The sequence below is a fragment of the Paenibacillus sp. D9 genome (assembly GCF_001188365.1).
In the GTDB taxonomy this organism is placed as follows: domain Bacteria; phylum Bacillota; class Bacilli; order Paenibacillales; family Paenibacillaceae; genus Paenibacillus_O; species Paenibacillus_O humicus.
Map to the genome: position 1 here is coordinate 4,745,377 of NZ_JZEJ01000001.1, position 13,218 is coordinate 4,758,594.

At 60.1% G+C, this 13,218-nt stretch carries 12 protein-coding genes; 8 read left to right on the plus strand and 4 right to left on the minus strand.

The annotated features are described in order from the left end of the window. The first annotated feature begins 103 nt into the window (after nt 1-103). On the plus strand, nt 104-1,114 hold the full coding sequence (locus VE23_RS21265) for an NADP-dependent oxidoreductase (protein WP_049869046.1): 1,011 nt from the start codon (nt 104-106) through the stop codon (nt 1,112-1,114). A gap of 50 nt (nt 1,115-1,164) precedes the next feature. Here VE23_RS21265 and VE23_RS21270 read toward each other — a convergent pair whose 3' ends face one another. Beyond that, nucleotides 1,165-1,512 carry a GNAT family N-acetyltransferase gene (locus VE23_RS21270; RefSeq protein WP_084781612.1) on the minus strand — a complete coding sequence of 116 codons (348 nt, stop codon included), beginning with the start codon at nt 1,510-1,512 and terminating at the stop codon, nt 1,165-1,167. A gap of 41 nt (nt 1,513-1,553) precedes the next feature. Beyond that, entirely contained in the window at nt 1,554-2,015 is a 462-nt protein-coding gene (locus VE23_RS21275) for an NUDIX hydrolase (protein WP_269745402.1), read from the minus strand. Between the two features lie 310 nt (nt 2,016-2,325). Between VE23_RS21275 and VE23_RS21280 the strand changes: the two genes are divergently transcribed. The 7 genes from VE23_RS21280 (at nt 2,326) to VE23_RS21310 (ending at nt 9,339) form a co-directional block, all read left to right on the plus strand. Continuing rightward, nucleotides 2,326-3,372 carry an ABC transporter substrate-binding protein gene (locus VE23_RS21280; protein WP_049869047.1) on the plus strand — a complete coding sequence of 349 codons (1,047 nt, stop codon included), beginning with the start codon at nt 2,326-2,328 and terminating at the stop codon, nt 3,370-3,372. A gap of 55 nt (nt 3,373-3,427) precedes the next feature. After that, complete coding sequence (locus VE23_RS21285; protein ID WP_048744443.1) at nt 3,428-4,339, plus strand: ABC transporter permease; 912 nt, start codon at nt 3,428-3,430, stop codon at nt 4,337-4,339. Next, nucleotides 4,339-5,133, plus strand: coding sequence for an ABC transporter ATP-binding protein (locus tag VE23_RS21290; protein WP_048744272.1), 795 nt, complete (start codon nt 4,339-4,341; stop codon nt 5,131-5,133). The genes VE23_RS21285 and VE23_RS21290 overlap by 1 nt, the downstream gene beginning before the upstream one ends. Before the next feature lie 334 nt (nt 5,134-5,467). Continuing rightward, complete coding sequence (locus tag VE23_RS21295; RefSeq protein WP_157054015.1) at nt 5,468-6,085, plus strand: HAD family hydrolase; 618 nt, start codon at nt 5,468-5,470, stop codon at nt 6,083-6,085. A 218-nt stretch (nt 6,086-6,303) separates the two neighbouring features. Further along, nucleotides 6,304-7,341: a glycosyltransferase family 2 protein gene (locus VE23_RS21300; protein WP_048744268.1), complete on the plus strand. Its 1,038-nt coding sequence runs from the start codon at nt 6,304-6,306 to the stop codon at nt 7,339-7,341. A gap of 2 nt (nt 7,342-7,343) precedes the next feature. Continuing rightward, nucleotides 7,344-8,795, plus strand: coding sequence for a glycan biosynthesis hexose transferase WsfD (gene wsfD / locus VE23_RS21305; protein WP_049869049.1), 1,452 nt, complete (start codon nt 7,344-7,346; stop codon nt 8,793-8,795). Between the two features lie 169 nt (nt 8,796-8,964). Beyond that, complete coding sequence (locus tag VE23_RS21310) at nt 8,965-9,339, plus strand: MerR family transcriptional regulator (protein ID WP_048744264.1); 375 nt, start codon at nt 8,965-8,967, stop codon at nt 9,337-9,339. A gap of 366 nt (nt 9,340-9,705) precedes the next feature. Here the strand turns inward: VE23_RS21310 and VE23_RS21320 are convergent, their stop codons facing one another. Continuing rightward, a complete protein-coding gene (locus VE23_RS21320) occupies nt 9,706-10,470 on the minus strand; it encodes an SDR family NAD(P)-dependent oxidoreductase (protein WP_049869818.1) in 765 nt (254 codons plus the stop codon). Nucleotides 10,471-11,346: 876 nt separating this feature from the next. Continuing rightward, complete coding sequence (locus VE23_RS21325; protein ID WP_049869051.1) at nt 11,347-13,050, minus strand: PucR family transcriptional regulator; 1,704 nt, start codon at nt 13,048-13,050, stop codon at nt 11,347-11,349. Nucleotides 13,051-13,218 lie beyond the last annotated feature (168 nt).

The window sequence follows — 13,218 nt, forward strand, 5'->3', positions numbered from 1 at the left end:
GAGCGCCGGCATAGGAAATACAGCAGCAGAGACGATGCTCTTGCTGCTGCTCCGACCAATTGGTTGATTTGTTTAAACATATAAACATTTGAGGAGGATGGAAATGAAGGCTATGATCATTGAAAAGTATGGAAAGAACAGTCCGTTAGTGATGGCGGAACGGCCCATGCCTTCGATTGGCGAGCATGACGTGCTGGTGGAAATTCATGCAGCCAGCTTGAATCCGATCGATTTTAAGATTAAGGAAGGGAAAGTGAAGTTCCTGCTGAAGTACAAGTTTCCACTTGTTTTGGGAAATGATTTCTCCGGAGTCGTCGTCCAGACAGGCGGGTCGGTGAGCGCATTCAAACCCGGAGACCAGGTCTACGGGAGGCCCCGCAAGAACAGGATCGGGACGCTGGCTGAATATATCGCCGTTCATGAGGATGATCTGTCCCTGATGCCGCAAAATCTAAGCTTTGATGAAGCGGCCTCCATTCCGCTCGTCGGACTTACGGCTTATCAAGCGTTCACCGATATTCTCAAGCTTCGGAAAGGTCAAAAAATCTTGATCCACGCAGGCGCAGGAGGCGTCGGAACCTTCGCGATCCAGCTGGCCAAGGAAATGGGCGCATTTGTCGCCACGACGGCAAGCGATAAAGGCTACGAGCTGGTCAAATCGCTTGGCGCCGATCGGATCGTCAATTACAGGAAAGAAAAGGTTGAAGATCTGCTTGCCGGGTATGACGCGGTGTTCGACACTTTAGGAGGAGACGCCCTGGAAAAGTCGTTCCGGATCTTGAAGGAAGGCGGGCAGGTTGTCTCCATATCGGGAGTGCCGAACGCCGCCTTCGGAAAAGAACAGCAGCTAGGCTGGATAAAAACGGCCCTATTGGCCCTCGTCAGCCGCCGAATCACCGCGCTTGCGAAAAAAAGCCGGACGAGCTATCGCTACCTGTTCATGAAGCCGAGCGGAGCGCAATTGAGCCTTTTAAAAGAAAGGATCGAGAGCGGCCGCATCAAGCCGGTTGTGGACAAAGTGTTTCGGCTAGAGGATGCCGGGCAAGCTCTTCGGTACTTGGAAGGCGGAAGCGCCAAGGGAAAGGTGGTCATCCGGATAAGACCATCGGAATGATTGTTTTCGCCGATCCTCCGTCAGCGCCTGCCGACTTTTCTTAGTCTCGATCACTCCTGCCAATTTTTGATGAAATTCTTTTGGTCCTTCGTGAAGCTGTAGCCGCGTCTCTCATAGAATCGATGAGCTGCTGTCCGGCTTGGATGGGACAGCAGCTTGATGCCCGAAAATCCATGCTCCTGTCCCCATTGCTCCAGATGCCCGATCAGCTTGCCGCCTATTCCTTGGTTTCGTCGGCTTTTTTTGACGACGAAGCCCAGGACGTTGACCAGAGAGCCGGAAAAAAGCAGTTCATACGGACTGCCGTGGATATACCCGACCACCTGGCCGCCTTGTTCGTACACAAAGACGACATCGTTCGTTCTGGCCGCAGCCCATCCGATGAGTGGATCTCCGATTCGATGAAGCTCCCATGCGTGCTCTGTCTGGCATCCTCATTCTATCCTTCCAGCCACTGCCTCGGTCCCACCGTATGGAAAAGCTGCGGTCTATTCGGATTCAAGGCATCGTCAATGCGCTTGCAGGTAAAATCGCTGATCGGTCTGGGAAGCTCGTCTCTTGCCCAGTATCGGCATTCCAGAATTTCAGGCGAGCTTGGCTGAGGAGCCGGATGGGAAGGGCCGGTATCCGCCATGAACACAAAATGATGCATATCATGGTTCGGATCGTAATAAATGCCCGTCAACTGCCGGATTCCGACCTTCAGTCCGACTTCTTCAAGCACTTCTCTGGCCGCCGTATCTTCGGCGGACTCCTCGTCTTCGGCTTTTCCGCCCGGCAGCTCCCAATTGTTGTTGCCGTAGCTATGTTTCACTAACAAGACTCTGCCTTCCGAATCTAAAATAACGGCAGCCGCTCCGATCGACTTCGGCAAACGGACCCCTCCTTTACGATTTTCCACTATCTATATAGACACGTATGAATAAAAAAAGATGCGGCCTTTCCGCATTGTCTGCCCGTTCCGGGGAGGAAATTTCAGCCGCTGCGGGTTTTCAACCGGTTGGAAACGAAAAGGAAGAGCATGGCATGGTTTTATTTAAAGGAAAGCCGCTTTCAAGCACTGTCCGTTTCCTGCCTTTATGCGGTCGCGCTTTAATTGACGAAATTTCAGTTCCCCCTTAAACTGGGTACAGAAGCTTTACAAAATGCTCAAAAGAGTGGATGAAAAAACGGTCTGGACAAATTCATGATATGGGAAAAGGGGTCTATTCATGGGAAAAAGAATGTGGGCATCCGCGCTCCTCGCGGTGGCATTGATGACGGCGGCAGGCTGCGGGGCAAAAAACACGAATGAGGGCGGCTCGGCAAGCCCGGCTCCTTCCGCAGGAGGCGCAGCGGAAGGCAAAACGTATTCCATCGCGATCTCGCAGATCGTGGAGCATCCGTCCCTGGATGCGACGCGCGAAGGCTTCCTCGCCGCCTTGAAGGATGCCGGCATCGTAGAGGGCGACAACCTCAAGGTCGACTTCAACAACGCGCAGGGCGATCAGAGCAACAACCTGTCGATCGCGCAGAAGATCGCCTCCGGCAAAAACGATTTGGTGCTCGCCATCGCCACTCCATCCGCGCAGGCTGTAGCGGAGAAGGTCAAGAACGCGCCGATCCTGTTCGCGGCCGTCACGGATCCGCTCGACGCGAAGCTCGTCACGAGCCTAGACAAGCCGGGCGGCAACATCTCCGGCGCTTCCGACACGAACCCGGATGCGATCGTGCAGCTGATGGACTTCATCGCCTCCGACTTCCCGAAGGTGAAATCCGTCGGCCTCGTCATCAACGAAGGCGAGTCCAACGCGGTCATCATGGCCAAAAACGCCGAGCAGGCGCTCGCCAAGCATGACATCAAGCTGGTGAAAGCCCCGGTATCCAATACATCCGAGGTGAAGCAGGCGGCCGAGTCGCTCGTAGGACGCGCGGACGCGCTCTTCACGACGCTCGACAACACGGTCATCAGCGGCGTCGACACGATCATCCAGGTGGCGAATTCCAAGAAGCTTCCGTTCTTCTCCAGCGACCGCGATACGGTCGAGAAGGGCGCTTTCGCCACAGTCGGCTTCAAATACTACGACCACGGCTATCAGGTCGGACAAATGGCGGCCGAGGTGCTGAAGGACGGCAAGAAGGTAGGGGACATGAAGGTGGGCATGCAGGAGAAGCTCGACCTCATCCTCAATCTCAAGGCCGCAGAGGCCCAGGGCATTGACGTTACCGACGATATGAAGGCCAAAGTGAAAGACCAGGAAACGAACATCATCCAATAGCTAAGAGGTGGCTTCCTTGATCCTATCCCTGAACGGAGCGGTTGCGCTTGGGCTCATGTACGCCCTGATGGCGCTCGGGGTCTACATCACGTATCGCATCCTTGATTTTCCCGATTTGACGGTTGACGGCAGCTTCACGACGGGAGCCGGCATCGCGGCCGTGCTCCTGACGCATGGCTGGTCGCCGTGGATTGCCACGCTTGCCGCCTTCGGGGGCGGAATGGCAGCCGGCGCCTGCACAGGGCTGCTGCATACGAAGGGCAAGGTCAACGGCCTGCTGGCCGGCATCCTCATGATGATCGCCTTGTATTCCATCAATATGAGAATCATGGGCAAGCCGAACGTGTCCATCTCGGGCGAGAACACGCTGCTCGGCAGCATCGCGAGCTCCGGATGGCTGACCTTCGGCGGCGTCTCCTGGTTCTATCCGCTCGTGCTGCTCGTCGTGGCGATTGCCGCCAAGCTCCTTCTGGACGGGTTCCTGCACACGGATCTAGGCCTGGCGCTGCGGGCGACAGGCGACAACAAGCGGATGATCCGCAGCTTCGGCGGCAATACCGACCGTTCCACCGTGCTCGGCGTCAGCCTCTCCAACGGTCTCGTGGCGCTGTCCGGCGCGCTCATCGCGCAGGATGCCAGCTTCGCGGACATCAATATGGGCATCGGCATGATCGTCATCGGCCTCGCTTCCGTCATCATCGGCGAAGCTCTGCTCGGCGCGCGCGGCGTCTTCATGACGACGCTCGCCGTGCTGGTCGGCGCCGTCGTCTACCGGGTCGTCATCGCGCTGGCGCTGCGTTCCGACTTCCTCCACCTGGAGGCGTCCGATCTCAAGCTGATCACGGCGGCGATCGTCATCATCGCGCTCGTCATCCCGACGGTCAACCGGTCGATGAAGCAGAAGCGGCAGGCGCGCAGGCGCACCGCCGAGCTTGCGGCAGGGACTGCCGGAAGGAGGGAAGCCTGATGCTGCATGTGCAATCGGTATCCAAGCTGTTCAACCCCGGCACGCCGGACGAGAAGGTCGCTCTCATGAATATCGACCTGCAGCTGAAGGCGGGAGACTTCGTCACCGTCATCGGCAGCAACGGCGCGGGGAAGTCGACGCTCATGAATATGATCTCCGGCGTCATGAAGCCCGACATCGGACGCATCTCCATCGCCGATGCGGATGTGACGGGAGCGTCCGAATCGAGACGGAGCCGCTGGATCGGCCGCGTCTTCCAGGATCCCATGGCCGGCACCGCGCCGAACATGACGATCGAAGAGAATCTGGCGATGGCCTACAAGCGCGGCAAGCCGCGCGGCCTGGGCTGGTCGGTGTCGGGAGCGAAGCGCGGGCTGTTCCGCCAGGAGCTCAGCCGCCTCGGCATCGGGCTGGAGAACCGGCTGCGCGCCAAGGTCGGCCTGCTGTCCGGCGGCGAGCGCCAGGCGCTCAGCCTCCTGATGGCGACCTTCACCAAGCCGGATATCCTGCTGCTGGACGAGCATACGGCGGCGCTCGATCCGGCGCGGGCGGAGCTGATCACCCGGCTGACGGAAAGCATCGTGCGCGACATGGGCCTTACGACGCTGATGGTCACCCACAACATGGAGCAGGCCATCCGGCTCGGCAACCGGCTCATCATGATGGACAAGGGCCGCATCATTCTCGATATTCCCGAGAGCCGCAAGCAGGGACTCACGGTCCAGGAGCTGCTGCGGGAGTTCGAGGGCATCAGCGGCCAGAAGCTGTCGGACGACCGGCTCATATTGGGCTAGCCTCAGCCGGAGGCCGGGCCGATTCACCGCCGGCGGAGAGCTTGTCCATGCTGCGCTCGGCTAAGGGAGCGTGATGCTGCCTTGCCTGAGGCAGCCAAAGGGAGACCGTCCGCCAATAGAGGCTGTCCCAAAAGCCGAATCGAGATGCTCCCCATACGGCAGACAGGTGAAAAAATAAACTTGTCTACCGTGAGGGGAGCATTTTGCATGTCTAAAAAGCGGCGCAGGGAAAAACTTTGCCCACTCCAAGTCGTGGAGTCGTTGGGGGGACTCCCGGTTTCACGCCGGACATTTGCGATTGGAGAGATAAACCATGATGGATGCCATGCCTTTAATGCCTGATGATAAGCCTCGTTCTGTTCTCCGGCCGCAGCTCGTGCTCGATGCGGGAGGCGTGCTTGTCTCCAATCTTACGCCTTCCATGTGGCAGGAGCTGGCGGAGATAAGCGGCCACGCCTTCGGAGAGCTGAGAGACAGGTACAAGCGCGATATTGCCGGACGATTATGGACGGGAGAGCATCCGGAAGCGGAATTCTACCGCTGGATCGCCGGATTCGTTCCCGGATGGGCGGAGGCGGATGCGGAAAGGCTGCTGCGTTCCCATTTGCAGCCGCTGCCCGCTTTGGAGAGGCTGCCTGAGCTGGCTCGGCTGGCCGACGTGCATTTGCTGAGCAACCATGTCTCGGGCTGGCTGCGGCCGGTGCTGGAGCCCGCGTCGGAATGGCTCTCCAGCATAACGATCTCCTGCGAGGAAGGGCTGAGCAAGCCCGATCCGGCGCTGCTGGAGCGTTGCGCGGGCAAGCTGGAGCCGGGTGCGCCGGTCCTGTTCGCGGACGACTCGCCCCGCAATGTCGCGGCTGCCGAGGCGTTCGGCTGGCATGCGCTGCTTGCGGACGAGGACGGGCTGTGGGTGGATGCGGCGGCAGAGCGTCTGCGTGCCCTGAGGTTTTGAGCCGGCGCCATAGGTTTTCGCCTACCGTTTAGATCTCTGCGGGATGGGTTTATATGGAAAGGAAAGAGGCTGCACTCCGCCATCTTCCATGGCGGCTGGCGCAGCCTGTTTGCCTGTTATTCCCTCCAGCAGGGACTTTTCCTCGGACATGCGGTATAATTAGGCTAATTTTCGCGGCAGCCCGGGCGGCAGCCGGATGCTTAGGAGTGAGTTTTGCCATGAGAGAACATAGGCCTGTACTGGGCGTCGTCGTGCCCTGTTATAACGAAGAGGAAGTGCTGGAGCTGACCGCGCCTGAGCTGGACGCCATGCTGGAGAGCATGGAGAAGGAAGGCATCATCGCGCCGGGGAGCTTCATCATGTTCGTCAACGACGGCAGCAAGGACGGCACATGGCCGCTGATTGCGGATCTGGCTTCGCGCTGCCGGAGAGTGTCGGGACTCAACCTGGCGGCCAACGTCGGCCACCAGAACGCCCTGCTCGGGGGGCTGATGACAGCGAAGCGCCATGCGGACTGCCTCGTCTCGATCGATGCCGACCTGCAGGACGACGTCCGGGCGATCCGCGACATGGTGCTGCGCTATCTGGAAGGCTGCGAGATCGTCTACGGCGTGCGCAGCAGCCGCCAGCGCGACACCTGGTTCAAGCGCACGACAGCCGAAGGCTTTTACAAGGTCATGGAAGGACTGGGCCTGCGCATCGTGAACAACCACGCCGACTACCGGCTGATGAGCCGCCGCGCGCTGGACGAGCTGGAGAAGTTCACGGAGGTGAACCTGTTCCTGCGCGGCATCGTGCCGATGCTCGGCTTCCAGACAGGCGTCGTGTATTACGAGCGGCTGGAGCGCGCAGCCGGCGAGTCCAAATACCCGCTCAAGAAGATGATCAGCTTCGCCCTGGAGGGAATCACCTCCCTGTCCGTCAAGCCGATCCGCATGGTGACGGCCGCGGGCTTCATCGTGTTCGGCGTCAGCATCGTGATGGGTCTGTACGCGCTGATCTCCAAGATGTTCGGCAACACCGTCTCCGGCTGGGCGTCCCTGATCGTCTCGCTCTGGTTCATCGGCGGCGTGCAGCTGCTGTCGGTCGGCTTGATCGGCGAATACATCGGGAAAATCTACCGGGAAGTCAAAAGGCGGCCGCTCTATATCGTGGAGCGCGAGGTGGAGCCCGCGGTCCGTCCCGCGTCCGCTGACGTCCCGGCGGAGACAAGATCTCAGAGCGGCCCTGACGCTCTGAGCTACCAGGGGGTGTGACCGTGAGAACCCGATTCCGAATCGAATATCTGGCCGCCGCAGGCGCGGCCGGCATCATCATCTGGCTGCTGTTCACCCGTCCCTTCATCGGCATGGCCGATTCGGGGGACTTTTTGCGCGTGCTCATGACGGCTGGACTGGACTACAATCCTGCCGCCACTACATACGAGGACCGTTTCTTCAGCTACGCCAACCAGCACTTCGCCTACGGGAGCCTGAGAGGGGCCTACATCACCTCCCAGCTGATTCCGGTGTTCATCGCGAGGGGCCTTGGATGGCTCTATGATCCTTCCCTGTTCAACATCCGCATCCTGGCGGCGGTGTACGGAGCGCTGCTGGTCGCAGCGGTCTATCTGCTGGTCCGTACAGGCAGAAGATATTCCATGGCTGTTGGCGTCGTCCTCACGGCCGGGCTGCTGTTCGTATTCCTGGACGTTCGTTACCTGGCCTACTTCAATTCCTTCTTCGCCGAGCCGGTGTCGCTGATCTTCCTGCTGCTTACGCTGGGAACGGGTCTCCGGCTGGCCCATCAGGAGGAGCCGGGCCGCTGGACGCTGATTTTCTTTTTCTTCTGCGTGTTCATGCTCGCCTGCGGCAAGCTGCAGAATACGCCGCTAGGCGTCGTGTTCGCCCTCTATGGGCTCCGCTTCCTGCCGCTCCGGTGGGACCGCGCCTGGCGCAAGCTCGTGCTGATCTGCTGCTCCGCGCTGTTCCTGCTGTCGGCACTGCTGTATGTGTTCGCCCCGGACGGGCTCAAGCATATCAACCTGTATCAGACCGTTTTCTACGGCATTCTGAACAAGTCCCCCGATGTAAAAGGAGATCTCAAGGCTCTCGGCTTGCCGGAGAAGCTGGCGGGCAACGCCGGCTCGAACTATTTCCAGACGGATGTCCCCATCAAGCAGGACGCGCCGGAAATGAGGGCCGACTTCTACGACCGGATGTCCCACGGCAAGGTCATGCTCTACTATGCGACCCATCCGCAGCGGCTGATCGGCCTCATGGAGCGTGCCGCTCATCAGAGCGTGTACCTGAAGCCGGGATACCTCGGCAACTACGAGAAGGCCGAGGGCAAGCCGCCGGGCGCATTCAACGACACCTACAGCGGCTGGAGCCGGTTCAAGGCCGGGCACATGCCGAATTCGCTGCTGTTCATCGCCCTGTTCTACATCGTGTACTACGGCGTATGCGTGATCGAATGGCTGCGCGCGCGCGAGGGCTCGGCCAAAATGACCTCCGAGCTGCTCATGCTCGTCGGCTTCGTCGGCTTCTTCGCTTTCCTGATTCCGATCATGGGCGACGGCCTGGCCGACATCGAGAAGCATCTGTTCCTGTTCAATGCCGCTTACGACATCATGCTGCTGGCCTCCGCAGCCTGGCTGGCGTACCGCATCGCGGTGCTGCTCGGATTCGGCAGGGACGGCAGGAGGATCAGCTATCGTTCGTACCGGTAACCGCAAGCCTTCCGCAGGGATGACCTGGCGGAGGGCTTTTTTGCTTAGGGGACACAGGTGCAAGGCGGCGTTGCCGATAAGGGCGGCGGACGTTATAGTGAAGAGATAGGAGTTAGAGTCTAGTCGAAGTCAATTTTGCGGCGGAGAGCCGATCAACAGGAGGGCAACGATGTATACGATCCATGAAGTGGCCGAAATTTGCGATTTGTCCGCGCACACGCTTCGTTTCTACGATAAAGAAGGGCTGCTTCCGTTTGTGGGAAGGAACAAGTCGGGAAACCGGGTATTTACGGAACAGAATCTCGAAATGGTGAAGCTGATCTGCTGCCTGAAAAACACCGGCATGCCGATCAAGGAAATCAAGTCGTACATGGACATGTTCATGGAGGGCCCCGGCACGATGGAGACGAGAAAGGAAATGATGATCGCCCACGGCAAGGAAGTGCAGAGGCAGATCGCGGAGCTGAAAAAGAACTTGAACATCATCAACCTCAAGGTCGCCTTCTACGATTCCAACAAGGACGGTTCTCCGGCCAGCCATTGAGAGCGGCCGGGGCGAAAGATGCCGGAGGCGGGGAGAGGCGGCGGCCAGGCATTGAGAGCGGCCGCGCCGAACGAGGCGGAGGCGCGAAGGCGGGGAGAGGCAGAGGTCCGTCATTGAGAGCGGCCGCGAAAGATGCCAAAGCGCGGAGGCGGGGAGAGGCAGCGGCCAGCCATTGAGAACGGCCGCGGCCAAAGATGCCGAAGCGCGAAGGCAGGGAAAGCAGCGGCTGAGCACCGAATATCCATTCAAGCGGATGGCGTGGACGATAGACGATACCGGACCGATGCCCGAACAGCCGAGCCTCGGCAAGGGCAACAAAAAAACCGCCGAAGCGGTTTTTTTTGGCTGTATGGATCCTGCAGCGACTTAGAGCATCATGCCGCCGGAAGCTTCAATCCGCTGTCCGTTCACCCAGCCCAATGCCGGGGAGCACAGAGCCGCGACGACTCCGCCGATATCGTCGGCTTCGCCGGGGCGGCCAAGCGCTGTCACAGAGCCGATGAGGTTCTGCGCAGCCTTGTCCTCCCGCAGCGAGCCGCCTCCGAAGTCCGTCATGATCGCGCCTGGAGCGAGCGTGTTGACGCGAATGCCCCTTTTGCCGAATTCCTTGGCCATGTAGCGGGTCAGCACTTCGACGGCGCCTTTCATCGCCGCATAGGCGGCACTGCCTTCAAAGGTGAAGCGGGCCAGTCCCGAGGAGACGTTGATGATGCCCCCGTTGTCCGCGAGAAGGGGGAGCATCGCCTGGGTCAGGAAGAAGACTCCCTTGAAGTGGACGTTCACGAGGCTGTCGAACTGTTCCTCGGTCGTGTCGGCAATGGATGCCTTCAAGCCGAAGCCGGCGTTGTTGACGAGGAAGTCGATCGTCGTCCGCTCCCACTTGGCAGCGAGAACGGCCTTCAGCTGTTCCGCGAAAGCCGGGAACGAGGACACGTCGCCCGCATCTAGCCTCAGCGCGGCCGCCTTGCGTCCCATGGCCTCCAGTCCGGCCGCAGTCTGCTCCGCAATCTCTTTCTGACTATTATAGGTCAGGATGACATCCACTCCGGCCCGGGCGAGCGCCTCGGCCGCGTTTCTGCCGAGTCCCCGGCTGCCTCCCGTGATGAGGGCGATCTTCGCTGTTTCCGTCATATCCATCTCTCCTCTGATCAAGTTGCCGGCCATGCTCATCCGGCTTGCCTTCATCCTAGTCCTTCGAGTTGTATCGAAGTCAACCCTCCCTATAAAAATATTGGAACACACCAGCCTCGGACAGGCCTCCGGCTCCGTTGAATGCCAAAAAACAGCGCCATGCGGCTCTTGCGGCCAGGCGCTGCCCTAGGCAGGAAGAAGAATAAGCCGAAAAAGTCGGCTTATTCCGCGAGTGAACGGCCCGCAGGCGGGAATAAGCCGAAAAAATCGGCTTATTCCGCCAGTGAACGGCCCGCAGGCGGAAATAAGCCGAAAAAGTCGGCTTATTCCGCCAGTGAACGGCCCGCAGGCGAGATTAAGCCGAAAAAATCGGCTTATTCTGCGAGTGAACGGCCCGCAGGCGAGATTAAGCCGAAAAAATCGGCTTATTCCGCCAGTGAACGGCCCGCAGGCGGAAATAAGCCGAAAAAGTCGGCTTATTCCGCCAGTGAACGGCCCGCAGGCGGGAATAAGCCGAAAAAATCGGCTTATTCCGCGAGCGAACGGCCCGCAAGCGGAAATAAGCCGAAAAAATCGGCTTATTCCGCCAGTGAACGGCCCGCAGGCGGAAATAAGCCGAAAAAAACGGCTTATTCCGCCAGTGAACGGCCCGCAGGCGGGAATAAGCCGAAAAAATCGGCTTATTCCGCCAGTGAACGGCCCGGAGGCGGAAATAAGCCGAAAAAATCGGCTTATTCTGCGAGCGAACGGCCCGCAGGCGGGAATAAGCCGAAAAATCGGCTTATTCCGCCAGTGAACGGCTCGCAGGCGGGAATAAGCCGAAAAAATCGGCTAAGTCGGCTAACTCCGCTAACTCCGCTCGGGAGGTTTCTATCCTTACGGCCCCAGCCGCCTGCCGAGCGCGGTGCCGTTCTGAAGCTTATAGGCCATCAGCGCGATTTCCAGCCCGACGCGCTTATGCGGCTCCAGAAACGGCTCGCCGATCAGCTCGGTCAGCTTATCCATCCGGTTGTACAGCGTCTGCCGGTGGATGAACAGCCGTTTGGCGGTTTCATGCTTCGAGCCGAAGCATTTGAGATACATGTCGAGCGTCTCCAGCAGCTGCAGGCGGCTCTCCTTCTCCAGGCGCAGGATCGCGCCGAGATGGTCCTGGACGAACCGGTCCAGGAGCTGCGGATCGGGAATGGCCTTGAGCAGCTGGTACGCGCCGAGGCTGGAATAGAACACGACCGGGCCGAGCTCGGTCACGCTCCGAGCCACCTCCAGCGCCTGGGCCGCTTCGCGGAAGCCGAGCGGGGCATCCAGCAGCCTGCTGCGCGGCTTGCCGGCGGCGGCGCGCAGCGCGAGGCCGTCGAGCTGGTCTTCGCCGAAGCGGCGGATGTCCTCCAGCAGCGACTGCGAGGACGAGAGCAGCCGGTCGGAGGCGGCGGCAGGCGGAGCCTCCAGCGCCAGCAGGAACTGGAGTCCGCCGCTGCGCGCCTGCACGCTTCCCTTGAGGCTGTACTTGCGGATCAGCGTGCGCAGCAGCACGGCCAGATCCCTCAGCGCGGCTTCGAGGCGGTCTACGCCATCCTCGGGGGACCGCTCCTCAAGCTCCAGCTGCCCCGGCAGGCTGAGGCAGATGCGGTCCTGCGGGATCCGTCCGGTCAGCCCGATCATAGTGCGGGCCTGATCCTCGCTCGCGATCCGCCCTTCCTGCAGCTCCGGGATAAGCTGGTCCTGCAGCCGGTTGTCGTGCTCCCGCCGGAATTGGGTGCGGAGCATGAGAGCGGCGATAGCGGAGGCGGCCGCATCCAGATAAGGAGAGAGCTGCGCGGCAGCCTCCCCGTCATTGTCGGGCAGAGGCGTTCCGACCGCCGCGAGCAGCTGGCCGTAACAGGAAACGGGCCGCAGGAGCAGGCTGCCTCCGCTGTCCAGCGGCAGCAGAAGCTCGCTTTTCCCGTCGCCGAGAACGCCTTCGCGCTCCAGCCGGCGGAACGGGAAATCGGCAAGGCCGGGCGCACCGCCGGAGACAGGAGGCAGCTGCGGGTAATGGCGATCCGCTTCAAGGAGGGAATAAAAGACGATTTGCCGTCCCGTATCCCCATGAAGCAGGCGAAGGACGGGCATAATATCGCTGTGCTGGAGCGTCAGCTGCTGCAGGCGGCGGGAGAAGCCCTCCGCAAGGTCCCGATGGGAGCGCTGACGGTTGATGATGAGAGAGTGGATGTCTTGGGTGATTTCCGAGAACCGCACCGGATGGTCGAAAACGATGACGGGGAAGCCATGCTGCTCCGCCAGCTCGAGCACCTCCGCGGGAACCTCTTCGATGCTCGTCCCGAGCTCGAGAATAAGTCCTGCGGCTTCCTGGCGGATAAGCTGGCGCAAATAGTCGAGACGGTCCTGCTGGGCCTGCTTCAGCCAGAGGCCGGTCGTCAGAATCAGGTCGTCCCGGCTGATGAACGGGGCTACCTGCACGATTTCGATGACATGCACCCAGCCGACGCGCTTGCCGAGGCCTACCTGGCCGGCGGCGAGCCGGGCATGGGCGAACAAGGGACGCTGAAGCACGTCCCGGACATGCAGATCGGTTGTTTTCACTCGCTAAGACACCTTTCCGGGCAATCGCGACATGCCGACGGCGGCAAAGCTGCCAGAACCGTGTGAGCAATCGGCAAGAAGTCGAGCCCAAGGAGAGAAAATATCGACAACGTGTAAGATGCCAGACTTGGCCCCTTCCCGTATCATGACGGTAGAAGGCAATATCCA